Below are 24817 nucleotides of genomic sequence, written 5' to 3' on the forward strand. Positions count from 1 at the left end.
CCTTGCTAAATCGCTCTTATTAAAGGCGGGTAAAATCATTGAATAGCGCTACGGCCATTAACGCAACCAAAATGGCTGATCCCACTCTGTAACCTATATCCTGAACACGTTCAGAAACAGGACGACGTGTTACGGCTTCGATGGCGAAGAACATTAAATGCCCTCCATCCAATACCGGAAGCGGTAATAGATTAACGATACCCAAATTGACACTGATCAACGCTAAGAAGCCCAAGAAAGACACTAAACCATAATCGGCGGTCATTCCGGCACCCTTCGCGATCGAAATCGGGCCACTCAAATTCTTCATGGCAACATCACCCGTCACCAGTTTCGTGACCATATCAAAGGTAAGGCTGACTAGCTGCCATGTTTTCTCTGTTGCTTTGCTTATCGCCTCTAATGGGCCATATTGCAAATTGATCCGGTATGACTCGGGCCAAGGTTCCATCGTTGGTGCAAAACCGGCGTAACCAATTTGCTCACCATTGCTGGCCTCTTTGGCTCCTGGCGTCAACGATAGCGACATCATCTCGCCATCACGAATAACGTCCATCGTCATTGCTTGCTGTGGGTGTGAACGCACCGCATCAACAACTTGCTGCCAAGTTGTCACAGGAAGACCATCGATAGCGACAATTTTATCATTTAACCGCAAACCAGCATCAATTGCTGCCCCGCCTTCCACAAGTTGTGAAATCACCAGCGTAATTTGTGGCCTAAATGGCATGATCCCTAGCGTTGTCAGTACTGGCTCACGTTCTGGATCAAATGACCAGTTAGTCAAATCCAGCCTTTTCTGACTATCGTAGTTGGTGTCTGGCGAGGTAACCGTCACCACCATTTCTTCATCACCAATATGGGATATCATGGCCATGTTGACCGATTCCCAATCAGCTGTTTGGATTCCAGATATGGATTTAAGTTCCATGCCTGGTTCAATTCCTGCCTGCGCGGCAATTGACTGAGGCGCAACGTCACCAATAACAGGCTTCACGGCAGGAATACCAATCAGATAAATCACCCAGTAAGCAAAAATAGCAAACACAAAATTGGCTAATGGGCCAGCCGCAACAATCGCACTACGTTGCCACAACGGCTGATTATTAAAAGCCATATGGCGACGCTCAGCAGGCACTTCTTCTACCCGCTCATCCAGCATTTTGACGTAGCCTCCCAATGGGATCATCGCCAACGTATACTCAGTGCCGTCTTTACCAATTTTACGCCAAAGTGACTTACCAAAACCTATCGAAAACTTCTCGACATAAACGCCACAACGTCGTGCCACCCAAAAGTGACCAAATTCATGCACTGCAATCAGGATCCCAAGTGCCAGTAAAAATGCACCTAGATTCCATAGAAATCCTATCATAACGATACCTTACGAATCATTTCCGTTGCCAATATTCGAGCCATTGTATCTAGCTCAATGACGCTGTCCAAATCATGAGGTTCAATCAGCGTTGTACGTTCCAGTACCTGTGCGTTAATGCGAGCAATATCTGTAAAACCCAGACGATTATCAAGGAATGCGCCTACCGCCACTTCATTTGCTGCATTGAGTGTCGTGGTCGCCGCCTGACCGCTATAACACGCATCCATGGCTAACTTCAGGCATGGGTAGCGGGAAAAATCTGGCTTTAAGAAGGTAAATTCGCCAATCTGGCTAAAATCCAACGGCGCGACACCAGCATCGACTCTTTGAGGATAGGCCATTGCACAAGCTATCGGGGTACGCATATCTGGTAGCCCCATCTGGGCAATAACCGAACCATCTTTGTACTGTACCATTGAATGGATCACTGACTGAGGGTGAATGATCACATCCATCTGCTCACGAGAGGCATTAAACAGCCAACGGGCTTCGATATATTCTAGCCCTTTGTTCATCATGGTCGCAGAATCCACTGAAATCTTTGGCCCCATAGACCAGTTAGGATGCGCTATCGCCATTTGTGGAGTCACCTTCGACAGCTCAGCCACATCAGTATAACGAAACGGGCCACCTGAGCCGGTTAGCAAAATTTTACTGACGCCGGCAGCATCAAGGTTGCAATACCCCATGGCACGCTGCACATTGGCAGGCAAACTTTGAAAGATCGCATTATGTTCACTGTCAACGGGCAGCAATTCGGCACCGTATTTACGACACGCATCAATAAACATCTGCCCCGACATGACTAACGCTTCTTTATTGGCCAGTAAGATGCGCTTGCCTGCTTTTACTGCGGCCATGGTCGGCAATAGACCCGCCGCCCCCACAATGGCCGCCATCACAGTATCGACTTCATCTAATGCGGCAACGTGGCACAATCCCTCGTCACCCGCTAAGACTTCAGTCTGGATATCATGTTGTTTCAACAGCCCTGCCAGCTCAGCGGCAGCCGTTACCGATGCCATCGCCGCATATTTCGGTCGCCACTGCTGGCATAGCTCGAACATTTTCTGGCAATTACTGCCCGCAGCCAATGCAACAACATCAAATAATTCGGGGTTCTGGCCAGCAACCGCCAATGTGCTGCTGCCAATAGAACCGGTTGCACCAAGAATCGTTAACTTACGCATACTATCACTTAACAATACAAAATTTCGTCAGGCTAATTGAGCATGGCATCCTAGCCGATGTCAGACAAGTAAGTAATGACTTACCTATCTAATATCGGCCAGATGTCGAGAAAGCTAGATCATACCAGCCATAGATAGAGCAGAGCAAAGACAGGAAGAGCGGCAGTAAGGCTATCAATACGGTCAAGAATACCACCATGACCCGGTAGGATATTACCACTATCTTTAATACCAGCTACCCGTTTGAACATACTTTCAACCAAATCGCCCAACACCGAGGCCACGACCGTCACGACCGCAATCAACAGCAAACTGCCAAGACTTGAGAACGGTATATCCATCACGGCTGCGCCGCCCCAAGTCACCACTACGGCCAACAAAGCACCGCCTACAAGACCTTCAATGGTTTTATTGGGACTGACTGCCGGGGCCATTTTATGCTTACCAAAACGCTTACCTGAGAAGTACGCGCCCGTATCTGCCGCCCACACTAGGAAACATACCAATAGCACTAATTTGGCACCATGATAGGGAGATTCAAGGTAATTAACCGCGCGGAGCATAATGATGCTCCAGAAGAAAGGCAGCAAGGTCAGCAGGCCAAACAGGTACTTCAGAGGGGTGATGGCTGACCATAACTTAGCACTACCGGGGTAGCTCACAGCCAATGCCGAGGCGACTAGCCACCAAATGCCACCGATCAGCAGCATAGCGTGATGTGATGTAGATAACACAGATAATGCACCGGGATCCGTTGGTATCAGTATCAGTGATGCACCCAGTGCAGCCGAGGGGACTAACATCGCAACAAGACGCGATTTAGTCTCAACAAATTGTGTCCACTCCCAAAACCCAATCAGAGTAATTGCAGCAAGGGCAGCAATAAAAGCAGGAAAAGGTAAAAGAAAAATTCCTGCAATAACTAGGGGAGCGAGGATGACTGCGGTAATAATTCGTTGCTTAAGCAAACTGCGTCCTCTCAATTCTTATTCTATCGTAGGCCAGCTCATGAGATGCTGACCAATATGTTGCCACTCCGGACAACCAGTAAAAAAGGCATCGAGCCATTGCCAGATGCCCCAAAATAAACTTGCCCGTCAAAAGCTAAACTGACTGGGTCTTAATTTTCCAGCAAAGCTTGGATCTGCTCACCGGTACAGCCAAAACGCCGCTCACGGTTCACATACCATGCCATCGCTTGTACAAAGCTGGTTTCATCGAAATCAGGCCAATGCTGTTCGGTAAAATACAGTTCAGCATAAGCCGTCTGCCACAACATAAAGTTACTGATCCGACACTCGCCACTGGTGCGAATCAACAAGTCAACATCCGGTAAATTAGCTGTCGTCAAACCTTCAGCCAACATCTCTTCCGTAATATCAGAGACCGTCAATCCTTGCTCTGCGACTTGTTGAGCCAGGCGTTTGGCTGCCTGCAAGATATCCCATTGGCCACCGTAGTTAGCCGCAACATTCAGCACCATGCCGGTATTGCTTGCTGTCAGGGCTTCGGCATCAGCAATTTTTCGCTGCAGACGAGCACTAAATCGGCTGGTATCACCAATAATACATAAACGGATATTGTTCTTGTGCAAACGCTTTACTTCACGACCCAATACAGTCATGAACAGTTCCATCAGCAACGAAACCTCATCCTCGGGACGGCGCCAGTTTTCACTACTGAACGCAAACAAAGTAACAACCTGTACCCCAAGACGATTTGCTGTTGAGACAGTTTCACGTACGGCTTCCACGCCTGCCTTGTGGCCAAACACTCGAGGCTTACCCTTGGCTTTTGCCCACCGGCCGTTACCATCCATAATGATAGCAACATGCTTAGGTAAGCTTTCAATGCCAAGTGCAGAATCGATTGTATGCTCTGCCATACCTCTCCCTCAAAAAAAAACGCTGTGCTGCACGCACAGCGCTCTAAACGATTTCAAGCGTAAAGTTAAGGCGAACCTTATACTTCCATTAGCTCTTTTTCTTTCACTTCAAGGACTGCATCAATGTTCTTCACTGCGGCATCTGTCAGTTTCTGAATTTCATCCTGGCTGCGACGATCATCATCTTCAGAGATTTCTTTGTCTTTTAGAAGACCTTTAATATCTGCGTTTGCATCACGACGAATATTACGAATAGCCACGCGGCCTTGCTCAGCTTCAGCTCGTACGATCTTAACCAGATCACGACGACGCTCTTCGGTTAGTGCTGGCAATGGTACACGGATAACCGTACCTGCTGACATTGGGTTCAGACCCAAATCCGACATCATGATCGCTTTTTCGATTTTAGGCGTTAGCTCTCGGTCAAACACGGTGATCGCGAGTGTACGCGAGTCTTCAGCAACAACGTTAGCAAGTTGCTTAAGTGGCGTGTTAGCACCGTAGTATTCAACATAGATAGTATCAAGCAGGCTTGGGTGAGCTCGACCTGTACGCACTTTTGCCAGTTGACTTTTAAGTGCTTCTACACTTTTACCCATGCGCTCTTGCGCATCTTGTTTAATTGCATCAATCACGATAAATACCCTTAATGATTCGGTAAATGCGGGAGCAAGGCTCCCGTTCAGAGCCCGTGCTAACACACAGACTCAAAAAACTTAGTCGTTAGAGATCAACGTACCTTCCTGCTCCCCCATCACCACGCGGCGAAGAGAACCAGGTTTGTTCATGTTGAATACACGAATTGGCATGCCATGATCACGCGCAAGGGTGAACGCAGCAAGATCCATAACTTTTAGTTCTTGTTCAAGAACATCCTGATAACCAAGCTTATCATAAAGAATGGCGTCTGGGTTTTTAACTGGATCTTCTGTGAATACACCATCAACTTTTGTAGCTTTTAGTACTACGTCCGCTTCAATTTCAATACCACGTAGGCACGCAGCAGAATCTGTGGTGAAGAATGGGTTACCCGTTCCAGCAGAGAAAATCACCACTCGACCTTGACGCAACTGACTAATTGCATCTGCCCAGTTATAATTATCACACACACCATTCAGCGGAATTGCTGACATCACTCGAGCGTTCACATAGGCACGGTGCAGCGCATCACGCATTGCCAACCCGTTCATTACGGTGGCTAGCATGCCCATGTGGTCGCCCACAACTCGGTTCATACCTGCTTCAGCAAGGCCAGCACCGCGGAACAAGTTACCACCACCGATGACAAGGCCAACTTGTACACCCAGTTCAATCAGTTCTTTGATTTCTTGAGCCATACGGTCAAGAACTTGTGCGTCAATACCAAAACCTTCATCGCCCTGCAGTGCTTCCCCACTGAGCTTGAGCAATATACGTTGATAAGTCGGTTTAGGATTTGTGGTCATTAGTGATACCTTCCAGGCTTACATTAAGATATGGAGTTGTAAAAAGACCGCAGCCTAGGCCACGGTCTTCTGAGAGCAAGTTGCGAAGGATTAACCCTTCTGCACCATCGCTACTTCTTCTGCGAAGCTTAGTTCAGCTTTCTTCTCGATGCCTTCGCCTACTTCTAGACGAATGAAGCTAGAAACTGTTGCGCCAGTCTCTTTCAGTACATCAGCAACTGTTTTCTTAGGCTCCATGATGAATGCCTGGCCAGTTAGAGAAACTTCGCCAGTGAACTTCTTCATACGGCCTTCAACCATCTTCTCAGCGATTTCTTTAGGCTTGCCTTCGTTCATCGCGATCTCAACCTGAACTTCACGCTCTTTTGCTACTACATCAGCAGGAACGTCAGTTGGGTTCACGTATTCAGGCTTAGACGCTGCAACGTGCATTGCAATGTGCTTAAGCGTTTCGTCGTCGCCGTTACCAGCAACGACTACTGCGATACGAGCGCCGTGAGTGTAAGCAGACACTTTATCACCAGCGATGTATGCTACGCGACGGATAGAGATGTTCTCACCGATCTTAGCAACAAGAGCAACACGCTGCTCTTCAAATTGTGCTTGAAGCTCTTCAACTGAAGCGTGGCTAGCAAGTGCTGCATCAGCAACTTCGTTAGCAAATGCAAGGAAGCTACCGTCTTTAGCAACGAAGTCAGTCTGGCAGTTTACTTCAACAAGTGCTGCTTTACCGTCAGCATCTTTGATGATGATAGTACCTTCAGCTGCTACGTTACCTGCTTTTTTAGCAGCTTTAGCCGCACCGCTCTTACGCATGTTTTCGATTGCTAGCTCGATGTCAGCGTTAGCTTCTACTAGGGCTTTCTTACAATCCATCATACCTGCGCCAGTACGATCGCGCAGTTCTTTAACTAGGGCAGCTGTAACTGTTGCCATTGTTATATCCTCAGTTTTGAATACTTGGTATAAAAATCAGGGGCCATGATCGGCCCCTGGTAACCATTCTTAGTTTACACAAGGTAACTTAAGATGCTCAAAGGAGCCGGCTATTATTCAGCTTCTACGAAACCGTCTTGCTCAGCTTGAGCAACGATGTCTTGGTTACGTGCTTCAGTAACAGTCTGAGCAACAGCACCAGTGTAAAGCTTGATTGCACGGATTGCGTCATCGTTACCTGGGATAACGAAGTCAACGCCGTCTGGGTTAGAGTTAGTATCTACTACTGCAAATACTGGGATACCCAGGTTGTTAGCTTCTTTGATTGCAATGTGTTCGTGATCAGCATCGATTACGAACATTGCGTCTGGTAGGCCAGCCATGTTCTTGATACCGCCAAGAGACTTCTCAAGCTTTTCCATTTCACGAGTACGCATAAGCGCTTCTTTCTTGGTTAGCTTGTCGAAAGTACCGTCTGTAGACTGTACTTCAAGGTCTTTTAGACGCTTGATTGACTGACGAACAGTTTTCCAGTTAGTCAGCATACCACCCAACCAACGGTTGTTTACGTAGTACTGATCACAGCTAACAGCTGCTTCTTTGATTGATTCGCTGGCTGCACGCTTAGTACCAACGAAAAGAACCTTGCCCTTACGTGCAGCAATCTTGTTGATTTCTGCTAGAGCTTCGTTGAACATTGGAACAGTTTGCTCAAGGTTGATGATGTGTACACGGTTACGAGCACCGAAGATGAATGGCTTCATCTTTGGGTTCCAGTAACGAGTTTGGTGACCAAAGTGTACACCAGCCTGAAGCATGTCGCGCATTGATACAGTTGCCATTGAATATTCCTCTATGGGGTTAGGCGTCCACATATCCCATCTTAAACCGACCCGAATAACGCCTTTGGCGTTACAACCTCGCGAAAAGTTGCCGAGCACCCCGGAAGATGTGCCGATATGTGTGGATGATTAATAAAAGTTTATGTATGACTGAATAACTAAATCGAAATCCAATTACCCAATATACGGCGCGCTTTATACCATATTTTTACCACTAAAATCCAGCCTAAATTATCACTCCCCCCTCGAATCCTAGTTTCCATCCTGCGTCCTCACTGTTACCATATAGAGAAGAGAAAATAGTCCTATGCAGAGATAGATTGAATGAGCATTAAGATCAAAACGGCTGAAGAAATTGAAAAAATGCGTGTTGCCGGTCGTTTGGCAGCAGAAGTGCTGGAAATGATTGAGCCGCACATCAAAGAAGGCGTGACGACGGAAGAGCTAAATAAAATCTGTCATGATTTTACCCTTGAGAAAGGGGCTTACTCCGCACCACTTGATTATCACGGCTTCCCAAAATCTATCTGTACCTCAATCAACCACATCATTTGTCACGGCATTCCCGCTGAACAAGATGAAATGGGCAGTCACGGCTTGATTAAGCCTGCTGTACTGAAGAACGGTGACATCATCAACGTCGACATCACGGTGATCATCCCGAATGATCCAACCGCTGATCTAAACGTACGCCCGGAAGGCTACCACGGTGACACCTCTAAGATGTTCTTCGTGGGCGAGGTTTCTCCCGCTGACAAGCGCCTGTGCCGTGTAACACAAGATGCTTTGTACGAAGGTATGCGTCAGGTGAAACCTGGTGCGACAGTCGGTGACATCGGTACTGCAATTGAAAAATTCATCAAAGCCAACAACAAGAAAAATCCGCTACAGAAATATTCCATCGTGAAAGACTTCTGTGGTCACGGTATTGGCTTTGAGTTCCATGAAGAGCCACAAGTGGTTCACTACCGCAACAGCGACCGCACCAAGCTGCAAGCTGGTATGTGTTTCACCATTGAGCCAATGATCAACGCAGGCCGCTTTGGCTGTACCGTTGATGCGGCTGACGACTGGACAGTCTACACCGCTGATGGTAAGAAATCGGCACAATACGAGCACACGATTGTCGTCACTAACACGGGTTGTGAAGTACTGACCCTGCGTAAAGATGATACGATTCCTCGCTTGATGCACAACTAAACCTAGAGTGCTCGACACCAAACAAAAAAGCCGACAGACGTCGGCTTTTTCATCCCCCCCTATTTCTATCAAAATGCCCCGCAGATTCTATCAAAATGCCCCGCAGACTGATAGCAACTCACCCTTCGATATGAGTATTGAGGTAACTTGGTGATATCCGTGATAATGTTAAAACAGATCCCATAACATGCACGGACAGCTATGACTGACGCTTCAACGACTTCAACCACAGGCAACTTAGCCGCTTTCTCGCCTGATTACCTACGCCAAGTCTTAGACCAATTTGGTGCACACCAGAAACAACAATTTATTGACCATGTTTCCGTCACGACTCTCGTTGAGGCTCGCTCGCATTTTATTGATACTTTGCTTAAGCAGTTATGGCACCATTTTGAACTCTCGAAGCAGCCGCACCTTGCTCTGGTTGCCGTTGGCGGATACGGCCGGGGAGAACTGCACCCTCTGTCAGATGTGGATATTTTAATCTTAAGTCAATCGCCAATTGATGAGGCCATCGGTAATACCATCAGTGCGTTTATTACTCTGCTATGGGATTTAAAATTGGACATTGGCCACAGTGTTCGTAGCGTTGAAGAATGTATTGAAATTGGCCTGTCGGATCTCACGGTGGCCACCAATCTTCAGGAAGCACGTTGGTTATGTGGCAACGAAGATACCTTCCAACAACTCGAAGAGCGGATCAATGATGGTAACTTCTGGCCCAGCGAAGCATTCTACCAAGCCAAGTTGCATGAACAAAAAACCCGCCATGCTCGCTATCACGATACCACCTACAACCTAGAGCCCGATATCAAGTCAAGCCCCGGAGGGTTGCGTGACATCCATACCCTAAGCTGGGTCGCTCGGCGTCATTTCGGGGCCACCAGCCTATTGGAAATGAGTCGATTTGGCTTTTTAACAGATGCCGAATACCGTGAATTGGTCGAGTGTCAGGACTCTCTATGGCGGATCCGCTTTGCGCTGCATAGCGAACTTCGCCGTTATGACAACCGCCTCACATTTGGTCACCAAGCCTCTGTCGCAGAGCTACTTGGGTACCGTGGCGAAGGTAACCGTCCCGTAGAAACGATGATGAAAGATTTCTACCGTACATTACGCCGGGTCGCAGAGCTCAACAAAATGCTGTTACAGTTGTTTGATCAAGCCATTATCTGCAAAGGTGTTTCTTCTGAAGCCATTATGCTTGATGATGATTTCCAACTGAGGGGGTCACTGATTGAGGCGACCAAACCCGCGCTATTTCAAGCTCGACCAGAAACCATTCTTGATATGTTCTTGCATATTGCTCGTAACTCTCAAATAGAAGGAATTGCGGCGCCTACCTTACGCCAGCTACGCACAGCACGACGCCGACTCAATCGCTTTTTGATCGATATCCCCGAAGCGCGGGCAAAATTCATGGAGCTGGTACGCCAGCCCAATTGCTTGCAGCGGGCTTTTCGCTTAATGCATCGTCATGGCGTGCTATCCACCTATTTGCCGCAATGGAGTCAAATTGTCGGTCAGATGCAATTTGACCTGTTCCATGTCTATACCGTGGACGAGCACACTGTTCGTTTACTGAAAAACCTTAATAAATTCAATGATCCTGAAAACCGCCAACGTCACCCTATCTGCTGTGAAGTCTACCCTCGAGTCATGAAAAAAGAGATCCTGCTGCTGGCAGCGATTTTCCATGATATCGCCAAAGGCCGCGGCGGTGACCATTCAGAACTAGGGGGCGTTGATGCCTACGAATTCTGCCTATTACACGGACTGTCCAAGCCTGAAGCCAACCTAGTCAAGTGGCTTGTCAACCAGCACTTACTCATGTCGGTAACGGCACAGCGCCGCGATATCTACGATCCTGAAGTGATCACCACCTTTGCCAAAGAGGTCCGCGATGAGGAACGGCTTGATCACCTGATCTGCCTGACCGTTGCCGATATCTGTGCGACCAATCAGGAACTGTGGAACAGCTGGAAGCGTACCTTGCTCGCCGAGCTTTACTATTCAACTCAAAAAGCCCTGCGCCGCGGACTGGAAAATCCGCCTGATATTCGCGAACGGATCCGCCACAACCAACAGATGGCCTCGGCATTGCTCCGCAGCCTCGGCTTTGCCCCTCGCGAAATAGAAGTTCTATGGCAACGCTTTAAAGCCGATTACTTCCTGCGCCATACCCATCATCAAATCGCCTGGCATGCTGAAGCCATTCTTAATCATGAAGACCATGACAAGCCACTGATCCTACTCAGTAAAAAATCCACTCGCGGTGGAACAGAAGTCTTTGTCTACTGCAAAGATAAAACCAAGCTGTTTGCTATTGTGGTCTCAGAGCTTGATAAGAAAAACCTCAGTGTCCACGATGCACAAGTCATGACCAGCAAAGACGGCTATGCCCTCGATACTTTCATGATCCTTGACCCCTCAGGCAAAGAACTCAGTGAAAGCCGCCATCACTCAGTGCGCCGGGCACTGGTTAACGCCCTGACACACATGAAATCTGATCGAAAGAAAAAGCGTGCCCCTCATAAATTACAGCATTTCAATGTCAAAACTCAGGTCAATTTTCTACCAACCAAGTCTGGCAAGAAAACCATGATGGAGCTGGTTGCACTCGATATGCCGGGCCTGCTGTCTCGAGTCGGTTCAGTTTTTGCTCGCCAGAAAGTCAGTCTTCAAGCAGCTAAAATCACTACCATAGGCGAACGAGCAGAAGACTTCTTCATCGTCACTAATGTCAACGGTGAACAACTGGATAAAACGCAGCAATTACAGCTCAAAAATGCATTAATTACAGCGTTGGAAAAAAGTAAAAACTGACATAAATCCGTAGCGTCGATGACCGGAAATGCGGTAGCTTGGCGATAGACAGAGGAAACAGGATATGTAAAAAAGGCAGCCATCATTCATGGCTGCCTCTTTCACTTGCTTATCGGTAATGTTTATCCGTCAAACGTGTCGCTATCGACTAACCGACTCGACACAGGATCCATTAAAGCAATATCCCAATCCAAAGCACTCATCACCCGTAGCCATGTTTCATCCACCGATGCACGGATATCAAGCGGTGCTTCTGTAACTGGATGCGACAATTGCAAACGTGACGCATGCAACATCAGACGGTGGCACTCAAAATTATCTCGGAACATTCTATTATGACGACCATCACCATGGTTCACATCACCCACAATATGATGACTAAGGTGGTGCATATGACGACGAAGTTGGTGCTTACGACCCGTTTCCGGTTTCATTTCAACCAAACTATATCGGCTCGTGGCATAGCGGCCGACCGGAATAGCGGTTTCCACCTTAGCCAGTGGCGCATAGGCTGTCACTGCTGGTTGGGCTTCTTTATCTTGATCTGCATGCTTATCAGCAATTTTATCCAGCTCCTGCTTGAGTGGATAATCCAGTACAGCCGCTTCTTTCACCCACCCTCGCACCACCGCATGGTAAGTCTTCTTGATATCGCGCCCCGCAAATTTTGGCATCATCAGCGCCGCGATCTCTTTTGATAGTCCAAACAACAACACCCCAGATGTTGGGCGATCAAGACGATGAAGCGGAAATACATGCTGATCAATTTGATCACGCAAGGTTTGCATCACAAATACCGTTTCATGACTATCAAGCCACGAACGATGAACCAGCATTCCAGCAGGCTTATTCACCGCCACTAAGTACTCATCACGATAAAGAATTTCAAGTTCCATACAACTCACTGCTTAAATAACTGATCAATGTCACGGGTAACCGCCAGAATGCGCTGGCCGTTATTCTGCCCAGCCATGGCTTCCTCCACATAAGGCGAAATATCCAAGGCCACGGGTAACGGTAAGTTGGATACCAACAGCTGGCCCAACTTGGGGATAAAAATCCATTGCAGCCACTGAGAACACGTTAGGGTATCAATGGCAAATGGCTGATCACTCAACAACGCACTGCGACTCGGTGCCGTCGTTTCCCATTGCTCGCTCTCACGCAAGACCGCTTCGAGTTTTACCAGTAACTGCTGGCAATCATAATATCGGTCCATCTATCCCCTTTGTGCTTAGTGGCAATCATTCAATTCTATAATGGCGGCGAAGAATACCATCTTGCCTGCGATCCCCCAAGTCAGGGCTTCGCACGGCCATGGCTTCCGTTATATACTTCCTTTTCAGATAAAGGAGCGCAGAGACTGCCCATGGATACATTTCATACCCTTACCCAGCTGTTAGATAATGCCAGCTGCCAGTACAGCATTTTCGATCTCGGCCGCCGCGTCAGCCACATTGACACCGAGCAATTTAAGGCCGTTGAAGATAATCGCCAACCCTATCCATGGCCATTACAACAGCACGCCCACCTGGCTATTTCCTTCTGGCAAGCCGGTAACCCACCTTGGTTCTGGTTCTTACGCTTGCCCCTAGATGAACGCGGGCTGCTGAAACAAGCGGCTGTCGGTGGTTTTATCCAGTATGTCATTGAAGCGATGGGAGCCACTCTCAATAGCACCCCTACCGAAGAAGAGCAAAAGAAACTGGCGGCAAACCCTTTCACCTTTAAGCCCACCGATGACAAGATGGCCATTTTCCATGCGCACCTGCGTCAGCAGCTTACCTTGCCCGCAAGTCAATATTATGAGCATGCCCAGTATTACTTGTCGGGCAAAGCGGGCTGGGAGCAGTGGCAAAGTGTTGGTCTGCAAGGCCTGGCTGATATCTGTGCTCGAATGAGCCAAGAGAATAACGCAACCCTCATTCGCAAGGCGATCAATAACCTACCATTAACGCCGCTGTATGCCTTACTGGGCTGCCTTGAACACTGCTCGCTGCCAGAGGCTCTCACCCTTCGTCTTCATGAGCGGCTGCATGATGAGGTCGCAGTACAAGCACCGGATATCTTCTTGGCGGCGGCACTACTTCGAGCCTTATCTGGTGCGAATGCTGACACGTTAAAACAGAGTTTAGATCAGGTATTTGCTAAACCTGAATTATGCCATCCAGAGGTATTGGTCGCCATTGCGGGACGCTGTTGGAATGGATTAGCCGATACAGCAACCGCCAGTCAGTTTCTGGTCCGCTTGGCAGACACCGAGGATCAGACATTATTCAATCAGCTATTCGCCGATCTAGTCATGCTGCCCGCCTTGCGTGGGATCATGCTGCAAGTTTTGCACAGTCAGGCTAACCCAGAGCTCATTGCGGCGATCACCCGATTGCAGCAACAGACTCGCGGCCAGCACAGCTAACTGTCAGCGATCACTGCGACAACATGCCAGCCACCGATACGCGGCTGGCATATCAAAACAGGACGGGTGTTAAAGAATGGAAAACTTGCTTGGAATTTTACTGCTGGCGCTGGCTGGCTATCTGTTTTGGCAACAGCGGCGTCAAACTGAACTCGCCCAGCACTTTATCAATCAGCGCTGCGAGCATCTGGGGCTGCAGTTGCTGAATACTGCCCGCGGCGGACATAAAGTCAAAGATCCGCAAGGCCGCTGGTATTGGCACACGGTGTATTGGTTTGAGTTTTCAGCAGATGGGCAAGATATCTATCAAGGGCATATGATCATGAGAGGGTTTCAGCCCATCACATTTCATATCCCCCCCCACAGAATGCCAGACTAAAGGAGCAAGGACGAGAGGTTCGAGGTTCGAGGTTCGAGGTTCGAACAGATAATCATGCTCATAAAAGAATGGGCGCAACTTTCGTTGCGCCCTTAGGTCTTACATGCAGCATCCCGCTACTATGTCGCTCCCTGCATCATTCCATTGTCTGCTGCAGTCCGTCCAGCTGATCCTTTATCTACTTCATCCTGAAGAGGTCCATTGGCCATCCTGACCCGTCATTGCATCTTGCGCTGACTCGCATCATCCATCCTGGCGGCGTCCCTTACTTTCATCCTGAAAGGGTTCCTGATAACTTATCCGTAAGAGATCCTTGCTCTATCCTAGAGCACTTCCCTACACCTCAATCCTTAAGGCGGTCCCGGCCTCATCCTGAAGCTGTCCTTCTCATCCTGACCAGTAGCTATCCTGACTACCGACGGCATCCTTTCGTGATCCTAGTCGCTAAGAGCCAACCTACCTGTTAACTCAGCCTCATCCTGAGGTTACAGCATCCTGCTGAATCCCATTTCATCCTTGCCGCTATCCCTGTCGACACCCCCCATATTACTGGCTTCTCTATGCAGAACAATAGGGCGAAAACAATCACTTTCAATTGCGTAATACATCAATAAAAAGCAATAACCATAACAGCTTGTTTATAAATAAATTTATAGCAAATTGAAGGCTATTTTCGGCATCAGAAAGTCATTTCTTCCTACAAGTTTGTAAGAGATCTCTCACACCAAACAGGGACAGAAAAGTAATCGATTTCATGAGGGGAATAAATCTTACAAAATGAATGTGTTATTGGCATATCAGTACGAAAGGATAAAGAGGTGAAATATCGTAGAAAAGCAGAGGAGGACAAGAAAGGTTAAAACATCAAGGATGACATATCGTAGACCCAATAAAAGAGCGGGCGCAACTTGCGTTGCGCCCTTAGGTCTTACTTGCAGCAATCCCGCTACTGTGGTGCTCCCTGCATCATTCCTTTGACTGCTGTAATCCGTCAGCATTGTCCTTTTGACTTCTTCCTGAAGTTGTCCTTTGGCCTTCCTGACCCGTCAGTCTATCCTGTACTGACTCTCATCATCCGTCCTGGAGGTGTCCCTGTCTTCATCCTGAAGAGGTCCATGTGTCATCCTGACGAGTAAACATCCTGCTTACTCTTGTGCCGTTCCTCGGCATTTCCTTCACAATCCATGTTCGACGCACCATCCTAGTACACCGGTCTCATCCTGAGACTGCCATAATCCTTGGCCTTTTCCTGTTCCGTTCCGTCAGTTCCTTCCGACACCGATAAGATTACGCCTTTCAGCCTGGAAAACATCCCACCTCAAACATTCTTTTTTCACCAGTATTTATACCCATCACAAATAAAGATGATATAATGCTTAATTATCAGCAAGATAAACCCATCATGATAGTGTAACGCCCCATGAATTCTCCTTTATTTCCCACACATTTGTAAGAGATCTCGCACACAAGACAGGGAAAGATTGGAAATCCACCTATCAGCTATAATTAAGCCAAACCACCTCACTACGCTGCAGGTAGCCGTTAATATGGCTTTGTCATGGAGTGAACAATGGAAACATTCAATCACAACCTCACCGCCTTATTCAGCCAACTTGGCTTGAATAATTCACATGAGTTCATCGAAACCTTTTTGGTCCAGCACCAACTGGCTCAGCATGAACAATTATCAGAGGCAAGCTTCTGGCAACCCGCCCAAAAACGCTTTATCAAAGAATCACAAGAACAAGATGCTGACTGGTGTGAGGTGATTGACCAACTTGATGCGCTATTACGAAAATAGACTGTCAACCAGATCTAAAAATAACGAAAGATAAGTCACTGGGCAGGCTACGAGAAATCAGCGACAATAGCTGACACCGCCCTAACAAAGGAAATGGCATGTCATCCGATATTACCCAAGTGCTGACTCAGGTGATTGACTCACTGATCGCCGAAGGCAAAGAGCCCTCTGTCGCGCTGATCAAAGCAAGATTGGCCGAACCTCTGCCAATGCCGCTAATTATCAAGGCACTACAAAGCTGGAAAACCAGTGCTCGTGTACCGAAAATTGAAAAGTGTACACCCCAAACAGGCGCCGAAGAACGTATTATTGCGCTGGAGCAGCAAGTTGCCGAATTAATGACTCGGATCGAAAAACTCGAACAGCATAATGCCTGTGGAAAATAGGCGCAGATAGATAATACTGCGCCGGTACAATGAGAGTTCGGTAAATGAGTTTACTGAACGGCTTATTGGTAATCCCACGACAGATTGGAGACAATACGACAAGGGTCGCACATATAGTGAAATATTCCATGTAGCGGCTCCTCAAGCCGCCACTGTCCTCCGCACTTAGGACAGGCTCGATTCAGTTCACTGTCGAGATCCGTACCGCCAACTTGATACTGATAATAATACGTAGGGATCTTTGTAATAAATTCAATTCGCCCTCGCAAGTCCCAACCGCGTCGGAACAAGTCACTATCCACATCTCGGATCTCATGCAATGCCGCGTGCTCGGCCTGACAGCCACCAGCCATCTGAATTTCATCACAGGCCTGCCATTCCGTCTGCCACTTCACCATGGATTTATGATCACCATTGAGCGTCGGCTCCCCCAGACGATACAGCGGGATAGGCATTAACGTTTCACCGCATCGCAGTGGCGAACAGGTATGAACATAAGTGGTATATATCACTTGCCACGATGGCGAGAAGTTTTCAGCGGCAGCTTCTGAATTCAGATCCCGGCCAAGGAGTTTTATTTTCGGGCTCAACAGGCTCGCCTGACTCAGACGGTTAAGCCCCGCTTTCACTTGTTCGCTATGAAAGTTCGAGTGCAGACTATCTTGCTCTGGACATACCGCCCTCACCTTAAAAACCCCCTCATCCATGATGATGGGAAACTCTCGGCCCAATATCTGACCATTGTAACGAAGGGCATCAATCAGACCATTGACCGCGTTATCTACCTCTGCGATCGTGGTGTTGTCAAAACACTCAAACTGCATTTCCACTACGTACATAAATCAACTTACCTTCACAACAGGTTCAAGCGCCTGAATGAAACTCGCCAAATCATCGGCTAATACCTCACGATTATCTTTACCCAAGGTTTCCAATACGACTTGACCGGTAAGGTTACAGACCGATATCACCTGATTTTCTGAATCCATCACACCAATGAATACGGTTGGCTTTAGCTTAAATCGACGCTGAGTAACCAGATGCCCCAGAATGTTTTCCTGTAAACGCAGCACATCATCAGCACTAAAAGCCTGCAACAAATCCAACGCAATATCACCCGTTACGGTCGAAAACCGAGCCGCCATGTCGCCACTGAACTGGTAGCCATAGAACACCGTAATATCATTATGTAAACGCAACTCAATCCCATTTTCTACGCCAGCAAGATCTCCCATCGGGTCTCGGGGCATCGGTTGCCAAGTCACTTCATTGCCATCATCAGCACGAACACATGGCGATGATAGTCCAACCAAATCACCACTGCGGGGAAAACCTTGATCGGCGTCACACCACGCTTGTAAAAAACGGGAAGAAAAGTCAGATAACGCTATCGCGACTGGATGATTCATTCGCAACCTCACAAAAGATTAAGTAAACTTTGCCCATTCTAATCGAAGTGTGTCCAGGACAGTATGAGCAAATATCAAGACGCGAAAGAATTAGCCGGTTTGACCCTTGGTAAAACAACGGAATATAAAGATCAATATGACCCATCTCTGCTCCAGCCTGTCCCTCGCAGCCTGAACCGTGATGATCTCGCCCTTGGCGATACCCTGCCATTTACTGGCTACGATATCTGGACACTCTATGAGCTGTCATGGCTCAATAGCAAAGGCTTGCCTCAAGTCGCCATCGGTGAAGTGCGCTTACCGGTTACCAGCCCTAACCTGATCGAATCCAAGTCATTCAAACTGTACCTCAACAGCTTTAACCAAACCCGTTTTGATAGCTGGCAAGAAATTGCAGATCGACTACAAAAAGATCTCAGCCATTGTGCTGGACAGGACGTTGATGTGACCATTCAACCGCTGGCTGATTTTACTGGTGAAGAGATTGTCACCTTCAGTGGCCACTGCATTGATGACCAAGATATCGAGATCAACGACTATTCCTTCAATCCCGATTACCTTGAAGGAGCGGCAAACGGTGATATCGTGACCGAGGAGCTCAACAGCCATCTACTAAAATCTAACTGCCTGATCACCAGCCAGCCAGATTGGGGCAGTGTCCGTATTTCCTATACCGGTAAGCAAATTAACCGTGAAAAACTACTGCGTTATATCGTGTCGTTCCGTAACCATAACGAATTCCACGAACAGTGTGTGGAGCGTATTTTTACTGACCTGATGAAATACTGCCAACCTGAATTGCTTACCGTTTATGCTCGCTATACGCGTCGCGGGGGACTTGATATCAACCCATATCGTACCAATATGGGCAAAACGCCGAGCAATAACTTCCGACTAGCACGTCAATAACGTGATTATCTGATGATAAGTCCAGCAAATCCTAATACTTTGCTGGACTTGATTTGCCAACTCATTACTATTAGTAATACTGTTTTATTGGGTTATTACTAGTATGTCTTCTTGCCGTTGGCTGATCCGCTTATTGATCATCTTTGTCGCCTCGTTTGAAGCACAGGCCAAAATATATACCACGCCTATTCTGGCGGAAGCCAATGATCTGCTGTACACCAGCCCAGCATTATCGCTGGATATGACTGAGCGCTATCTTGACCAGCGCCGCCTCAGCCCTACAACGGATTCTTCTCGGGTCCACAATAACGACGAAGCTGACCATACCGTACGTACCCCACTCAGTACCATTAACGCATTGCAGATCAAAGCCAAAGCCTACTCACTGCTCAATCAACCCAAACCTGCCATTACCGCTATCCAAGATGCTGTAAATCTGGCCGATAAAGAAACACTGACTTTTAGTGGTCTTGAAAGCAAGCTGATCTTGGCTGAGATCTACTGGAGCAACCAGCACGATAGTAGCAAGGCCATGAAGATGCTCGATCAAATCGACACCGCAATCAGTAACCCTGCTCACTCAATGATGAAATCGCAGATTCAGCGGCTTCAATACCAATCACTGATGCAGCGAGCGATGATTGAGTCAGGTACGAATCATGCTATGCAGGCAACAAAACGCTTTACTCGTGCCAAACGCTATCTGGTTAACCTTGACGACACCCAAGAGCAAATCCACTATCATCTAGTCGTCGGTAAACACTTTCTCGACCATGGCCACTTCGACATGGCACTGGACCGCCTACTCAGCGGCTACTGGCTCGCAGTCGAAAATGATGACAAGGCTCAGACGGCGCTGGCTAACTATGAATTGGCAGTCCTATTTGAAAAACGGAAAGTGTTAGATAAGTCACTAGAACATGCGACTCAAGCCGGAGAGTTCTTCGAGCACTATAATCGAACCCTTCCCTTAGCCAAAACACTGAGTCTGATCGCGGCGATCTATGAACAACAAGGCCGCTATAATCTGGCTTTGGTACACTACTTCAACGCGCTAGATCAAGAGTTACAGCTTAAACGTGATAGCCGCTCAGCCGAGTTACGACTCAATATCGCTCGCGTTTATCTTCACCTGTATAACTATCCAAAAGCTGAGCAATATCTGCAGCATGCACGCTTGCTTGCCACTCAAAGTGGTAATGAAAACACACTGGCTGCCGCACAAATTCTGCAAGGTAAGCTGGAGCTGGCACAAAGCAAGCTGGACGCTGCGGTGTCAACACTCCAGACCGGCCTGATCGCAGCTAATCGCCTTGGCGATCAGGATCTGCAACTAGAAGGCGAAGAACTGCTCTCTCTTGCCTTTGAACAACAAGGTGACTTCTACCACGCGCTGTTAAGCCAGCGTCGCTACGAGCAACTATTTGGCACAAAACGACAAGCTCAGGTAAAAAGTAATGTCGAGGTCTTTAAGCAACAGCAACGTATGCTGGAACGCTCAATTCACCTAGAAGAGCTCGAGCGCCAACAATTTGAAAATGAAAAGAGCCTTTATAAACAAAAAAATAGCATCATTGTTCTGTTCTGTTTGTTGCTGTTGATCTCAGCCATATTGCTACGCCGAAATCATACGGCCAAACAGCTGCAGGCTCGCCTGATGAAACTGCGTAACGACTTTTATACTCACCCTCGCAGTGGTCTGCGTAACCTGAGAATGCTGACCGTCAAGCTACCAAGTTCACTCCAGCAAAGCAGTGCCAACTTTGAACAGTGGCATCTGGGAGAAATCATTAATGAGCCACTGAGTGACCGACTCCGTTTCGCGCTGTTTGAAGTGCCATTTCTTAAGCATATCTATCTCCAGCACGGCTATCAGCAGGGGCTTGATATGGAACGTCAATTTGGCGAATACCTCAATAAACAAGTGTGTGAGCCTGCACGCTTGTACCACTTTTCTGATGCGATGTTCCTCTATATCGAACCGAACTCACGGCTCGATTCAGCGCCAGAACAACTGGCCCACTCTTTACAACAACTCGTCGACCGCTTTGTTGAAAACAAACAACTCGATAATCGAGTACGTATAGGTATGGCGGAATACCCTTTCTTGCCCCGCGCGTATACCGCAATCAATGATCATGAACTACTTGATATTCTGCTGATGGCAACCAACGCCGCACGCGAAGCCAGTAAGCTGGAAACGGGCAGCCAATGGGTTCATTTCAGTGCCATTGATGCAGCTCCCGCAGCAAGCTTTGCCAGCGATAATATTCGCCGAGCCTGTAGCCAGGGCATTGATAATGGTCTTATTAAGGTTCAGAGTTCATCCACATATGATATCCGCTGGAACAATGATCACGTTTCTGATAAAAATGTCATTTAATATCCTGTATTTATCATCACAGGTGTCGATATCAGTGAATTGTATTTACCTTTTTGATAGCATGATTTTTTCAAAAAATAAACCACTGATAATCAACAAGTTTAATATTCAGGATCGTAATGCCACAACGTGAATAACATCAATACCGTCGCTTTAGAGGTGAGTAACTTAAAGCTACGTTTAGACCAAGCTCAGCTTTCCTACCGGGATGCTTCTCTCAAATCACGCCGAGAAATCGTTATTCTAAAACGATTGATCAGCCGGCTTTCTATCGCCTGCCGAGGACTCGATGATGAACTTGATGAAAAGCTCACGGCATTACGCCATGATCTCGAACAGCACAAAGATATCAGTGCGCTAATCCCACGTCTTGCCGTGGTAGAGCGTCTGGTCACCCGATTGGCTAACTTCGCTGAAAAAGAGCATCAGCAACTTAATCAGCAAGTCCATCAAAGCTGTGAAGTATTGCGCCGCTTCCATGGTCTGCCCGCTCAACTCAAACGTGATCTTCGCAATCTTCAAGCCCAGCAAGGCAATTCCCTTGCCGACAGCCATAAACACGCTATCCGGTTAATGACACTCTATGATCGGGCACTAAAGCTTGTTGCCTTATCAAACGTCGAATCCAATCCGGCAGCGATCAACCATGATCTGCAACTCAAGCTGACCAGTGAACTGCAGAACCTGATCTCTGAACTTGATTTTGATGGTGATGCTGGTGACAAATTGCTGTCGATCCGCAATCAACTTCTCCATGGGGTTGAGCCGTCAACATTAATCGAACTGTCTCTCAGCGTGCTCCGGTTAGTACTTGATGGCACCCACCATGAACGCCGGTCATCGCAGCAATTTCTGGAGCAACTCAACAGCGATCTCGCTAAATTGCAAAGAACCACGCAACAAAGTGCCGATCAAAGCAATGTCATTTACGACCATCGCACTGAAATGACCAATGAGTTAGCCAGTCTGGCAGGTTCAATACGAACCGGCCTTCAAGAACAACGCAACCTCGATAACTGGCGCCCAGAACTAACGGAGCTCACCAAAGAACTGTTGGTTCTGGCTGAACGCAATAAAGCTTTGGAAAAAAGAGAAGCAGAGCTACTGGAACAGCTCAACCACAACGAATCCAAAATATTTTCGTTGTATGAGCAGACACAAGATTACCGCCAACGGCTCCATGATCAAGAACGCCGGATGTTTCTTGATAACCTCACCAGTGTCTATAACCGAGCAGCCCTCAATGAACGTCTTGAGCTCGAATACCGCCGCTGGCTGCGTTATCAACATCCATTGTGTGTCGCTATGATTGATATTGATGGGTTCAAAGGGATTAATGAAAATTTCGGCCACTTTGCTGGCGATAAAGTACTTAAAATCATCGCTCGAACGTTAAACAAGAATCTGGAAGATACTGACTTTATCGCCCGTTTTGGCGATGATGAATTTGTACTGATCTTACCCGATGTCACAGAAGAACATCGGAATAAGCGCCTGAGTAACATCCGTGAAGCGGTGACCCAACTGCCATTTAGGTTCCGCGACAAAAATGTCACAATCAGTGTCTCCGTCGGCGCGACCATCTTCGAAGGTAACGATACGCCAACCGATATTATCGAACGTACCGAGAAAGCCCTGTTTAGTGCTCGTAGCACCGGAGTTAATCGCTTGCTATGGATCTCTTAACCGTGATCATTACCCCCTAACTCACTATCAATTTCTGGAAAAATCCTTCACCCCTGTGTATGGTGTAGATATATCAGTCACTTAAATTTAACGATACACCTTTCCGACTGATCCAAGGAGACAGAAAGTACCCTTCGGCGTACCTTCTGCTTTCCTCCGGCTGTATTCACTCTGCTTCCTATAATGAATACACCTTGTGACTACCGCCGGCTCGCCATGACCAGGGAGGTAACTATGATCACACATATCAGCCCAGTAGGTGCAATGGACCTACTTTCTCAGCACGAGGTCGATTTGCTTAAGGCAACAGCCTCCAGTGATATCTACCGCCTGTACCGCAATTGCTCGTTGGCTGTGCTCAATTCTGGCAGCCATAGCGATAACTCCAAAGAATTACTTGAAAAAAACAAAAGTTTTGACGTTAATGTGATGCGCCGCGAACGCGGGATCAAGCTTGAACTGATTAACCCACCAGAACATGCTTTTGTCGATGGCCGGATCATCCGGGGTATTCAAGAACACATGTTTTCCGTGCTGCGTGACATTGTCTATGTCAATATGCATCTTCAGCAGCGTAGAGATATCAACCTAACCAGCTCGCCGCATATCACCAACTTTGTCTTTAGCGTGCTGCGCAATGCCCATATTCTCCGATCCGGCGAAGACCCGAATATTGTTGTCTGTTGGGGGGGACACGCCATCAACCCGGTTGAATACCAATATACCCGGGAAGTGGGTAATGAACTGGGCCTGCGTGAACTCAATGTCTGTACCGGCTGTGGCCCAGGCGCGATGGAGGGGCCGATGAAAGGGGCAGCGATTGGTCATGCCAAGCAACGCTATCAAAATAGCCGCTTTATCGGCCTCACTGAACCCTCAATTATTGCCGCCGAGCCGCCCAATCCGATAGTCAATGAACTGGTTATCATGCCTGATATCGAAAAACGGCTTGAAGCGTTTGTTCGCCTTGGTCACGGAATAGTGATCTTTCCTGGCGGAGCAGGAACAGCCGAAGAGCTGCTCTATATACTGGGAATTCTGATGGATCCCAATAATGCATCACAGCCAATGCCCGTTATATTAACGGGTCCCAAAGAAAGTGAACCTTACTTCCTCACCCTTGACAGTTTTATCCGAGATACCCTCGGCGACGCCGCAACCAAGTACTACCAGATCATCATCGATGATCCGGGAAGTGTTGCCCGAGTCTTGAAGTCAGCCATGCCAATGATCAAAGAGCACCGCTTAGCAACAGGCGATGCCTACAGCTATAACTGGTCACTGACCATTCCCCCTGAATTTCAATTACCGTTTGAGCCAACCCATGAATCCATGGCAAGCCTAGACTTACATATGAATCAGCGACCTGAGCACCTTGCCGCCAACTTACGCCGGGCGTTCTCCGGTATTGTTGCGGGCAATGTGAAAGAAGAAGGGATCCATGAAATCGAACGACGGGGACGCTTTCAGATCAATGGTGATCTCACCTTAATGAAACGAATGGATAAATTACTGAAACAGTTTGTCGAACAGCAGCGAATGAAGTTGCCAGGGACCCAGTACGAACCCTGCTACGATATCGTCATCGCTCATCCCCCAACGGTTAAGTAAACGCGCACCTGAATGCCATAATAAAAATAAACCGACGGTGTCACTTAGTCACAAGTATGCGTACAATAAAGAGCCTTTATCCCCTATATCAGGGAATAAAGGCTCTTTTTTCAAACCCATTTTACGGTTAACGCA

At 47.7% G+C, this 24817-nt stretch carries 22 protein-coding genes; 10 read left to right on the plus strand and 12 right to left on the minus strand.

What is annotated here, in order from left to right; all coding sequences use genetic code 11:
• Positions 1-19: 19 nt before the first annotated feature.
• The 8 genes from rseP to rpsB all read right to left on the minus strand — a co-directional run bounded on the left by rseP (position 20) and on the right by rpsB (position 7676).
• A complete protein-coding gene (gene rseP / locus L4D12_RS15205) occupies positions 20-1375 on the minus strand; it encodes a sigma E protease regulator RseP (protein WP_428448696.1) in 1356 nt (451 codons plus the stop codon).
• Positions 1372-2568 carry a 1-deoxy-D-xylulose-5-phosphate reductoisomerase gene (ispC, locus tag L4D12_RS15210; protein ID WP_428448697.1) on the minus strand — a complete coding sequence of 399 codons (1197 nt, stop codon included), beginning with the start codon at positions 2566-2568 and terminating at the stop codon, positions 1372-1374. Before ispC ends, rseP begins: the two co-directional genes overlap by 4 nt.
• A 119-nt stretch (positions 2569-2687) precedes the next feature.
• Complete coding sequence (locus tag L4D12_RS15215; protein ID WP_428448698.1) at positions 2688-3536, minus strand: phosphatidate cytidylyltransferase; 849 nt, start codon at positions 3534-3536, stop codon at positions 2688-2690.
• A 152-nt stretch (positions 3537-3688) separates the two neighbouring features.
• On the minus strand, positions 3689-4453 hold the full coding sequence (gene uppS / locus L4D12_RS15220; RefSeq protein WP_428448699.1) for an undecaprenyl pyrophosphate synthase: 765 nt from the start codon (positions 4451-4453) through the stop codon (positions 3689-3691).
• 77 nt (positions 4454-4530) lie between these two features.
• Entirely contained in the window at positions 4531-5088 is a 558-nt protein-coding gene (frr, locus tag L4D12_RS15225; RefSeq protein WP_428448700.1) for a ribosome recycling factor, read from the minus strand.
• 81 nt (positions 5089-5169) lie between these two features.
• Positions 5170-5898 carry a UMP kinase gene (pyrH, locus tag L4D12_RS15230; protein ID WP_428448701.1) on the minus strand — a complete coding sequence of 243 codons (729 nt, stop codon included), beginning with the start codon at positions 5896-5898 and terminating at the stop codon, positions 5170-5172.
• Between the two features lie 90 nt (positions 5899-5988).
• A complete protein-coding gene (gene tsf / locus L4D12_RS15235; RefSeq protein WP_428448702.1) occupies positions 5989-6834 on the minus strand; it encodes a translation elongation factor Ts in 846 nt (281 codons plus the stop codon).
• A gap of 113 nt (positions 6835-6947) precedes the next feature.
• The gene (gene rpsB / locus L4D12_RS15240; RefSeq protein WP_428448703.1) at positions 6948-7676 is read right to left on the minus strand and encodes a 30S ribosomal protein S2; all 729 of its coding nucleotides are present in this window, start codon (positions 7674-7676) and stop codon (positions 6948-6950) included.
• 324 nt (positions 7677-8000) lie between these two features.
• Between rpsB and map the strand changes: the two genes are divergently transcribed.
• Together map and glnD are read left to right on the plus strand one after the other, a co-directional pair.
• On the plus strand, positions 8001-8876 hold the full coding sequence (gene map, locus L4D12_RS15245; protein WP_428448704.1) for a type I methionyl aminopeptidase: 876 nt from the start codon (positions 8001-8003) through the stop codon (positions 8874-8876).
• Between the two features lie 201 nt (positions 8877-9077).
• The gene (glnD, locus tag L4D12_RS15250) at positions 9078-11702 is read left to right on the plus strand and encodes a bifunctional uridylyltransferase/uridylyl-removing protein GlnD (RefSeq protein WP_428448705.1); all 2625 of its coding nucleotides are present in this window, start codon (positions 9078-9080) and stop codon (positions 11700-11702) included.
• A 122-nt stretch (positions 11703-11824) separates the two neighbouring features.
• Here glnD and truC read toward each other — a convergent pair whose 3' ends face one another.
• Both truC and L4D12_RS15260 read right to left on the minus strand, forming a co-directional pair.
• Positions 11825-12598 (minus strand): tRNA pseudouridine(65) synthase TruC, encoded by a 774-nt coding sequence (truC, locus tag L4D12_RS15255; RefSeq protein WP_428448706.1) that lies wholly within the window; start codon positions 12596-12598, stop codon positions 11825-11827.
• Between the two features lie 5 nt (positions 12599-12603).
• The gene (locus L4D12_RS15260) at positions 12604-12921 is read right to left on the minus strand and encodes a YqcC family protein (protein ID WP_428448707.1); all 318 of its coding nucleotides are present in this window, start codon (positions 12919-12921) and stop codon (positions 12604-12606) included.
• Between the two features lie 150 nt (positions 12922-13071).
• On the opposite strand from L4D12_RS15260, the gene L4D12_RS15265 reads away from it, so the two are divergent.
• The 4 genes from L4D12_RS15265 to L4D12_RS15280 all read left to right on the plus strand — a co-directional run bounded on the left by L4D12_RS15265 (position 13072) and on the right by L4D12_RS15280 (position 16684).
• Positions 13072-14118, plus strand: coding sequence for a DUF3549 family protein (locus L4D12_RS15265; RefSeq protein ID WP_428448708.1), 1047 nt, complete (start codon positions 13072-13074; stop codon positions 14116-14118).
• A 76-nt stretch (positions 14119-14194) separates the two neighbouring features.
• Positions 14195-14497, plus strand: a complete 303-nt coding sequence (locus L4D12_RS15270; protein WP_428448709.1) for a DUF3301 domain-containing protein — start codon at positions 14195-14197, stop codon at positions 14495-14497.
• A 1570-nt stretch (positions 14498-16067) separates the two neighbouring features.
• Positions 16068-16298, plus strand: coding sequence for a DUF2789 domain-containing protein (locus tag L4D12_RS15275; RefSeq protein WP_428448710.1), 231 nt, complete (start codon positions 16068-16070; stop codon positions 16296-16298).
• Between the two features lie 98 nt (positions 16299-16396).
• Positions 16397-16684: a hypothetical protein gene (locus tag L4D12_RS15280; protein WP_428448711.1), complete on the plus strand. Its 288-nt coding sequence runs from the start codon at positions 16397-16399 to the stop codon at positions 16682-16684.
• Positions 16685-16746: 62 nt separating this feature from the next.
• Here the strand turns inward: L4D12_RS15280 and L4D12_RS15285 are convergent, their stop codons facing one another.
• Both L4D12_RS15285 and syd read right to left on the minus strand, forming a co-directional pair.
• A complete protein-coding gene (locus L4D12_RS15285; RefSeq protein ID WP_428448712.1) occupies positions 16747-17523 on the minus strand; it encodes a Zn-ribbon-containing protein in 777 nt (258 codons plus the stop codon).
• A 3-nt stretch (positions 17524-17526) separates the two neighbouring features.
• A complete protein-coding gene (syd, locus tag L4D12_RS15290; protein WP_428448713.1) occupies positions 17527-18093 on the minus strand; it encodes a SecY-interacting protein in 567 nt (188 codons plus the stop codon).
• Positions 18094-18156: 63 nt separating this feature from the next.
• Between syd and queF the strand changes: the two genes are divergently transcribed.
• From queF to ppnN, 4 genes are all read left to right on the plus strand, one after another.
• The gene (queF, locus tag L4D12_RS15295; RefSeq protein WP_428448714.1) at positions 18157-19002 is read left to right on the plus strand and encodes an NADPH-dependent 7-cyano-7-deazaguanine reductase QueF; all 846 of its coding nucleotides are present in this window, start codon (positions 18157-18159) and stop codon (positions 19000-19002) included.
• A 103-nt stretch (positions 19003-19105) separates the two neighbouring features.
• A complete protein-coding gene (locus tag L4D12_RS15300) occupies positions 19106-21385 on the plus strand; it encodes a tetratricopeptide repeat-containing diguanylate cyclase (RefSeq protein WP_428448715.1) in 2280 nt (759 codons plus the stop codon).
• Positions 21386-21514: 129 nt separating this feature from the next.
• On the plus strand, positions 21515-23071 hold the full coding sequence (locus L4D12_RS15305; RefSeq protein ID WP_428448716.1) for a GGDEF domain-containing protein: 1557 nt from the start codon (positions 21515-21517) through the stop codon (positions 23069-23071).
• A 234-nt stretch (positions 23072-23305) separates the two neighbouring features.
• Entirely contained in the window at positions 23306-24682 is a 1377-nt protein-coding gene (gene ppnN, locus L4D12_RS15310) for a nucleotide 5'-monophosphate nucleosidase PpnN (protein ID WP_428448717.1), read from the plus strand.
• The last annotated feature ends 135 nt before the right edge of the window (positions 24683-24817 follow it).

Source organism: Photobacterium nomapromontoriensis (assembly GCF_050336815.1).
In the GTDB taxonomy this organism is placed as follows: domain Bacteria; phylum Pseudomonadota; class Gammaproteobacteria; order Enterobacterales; family Vibrionaceae; genus Photobacterium; species Photobacterium nomapromontoriensis.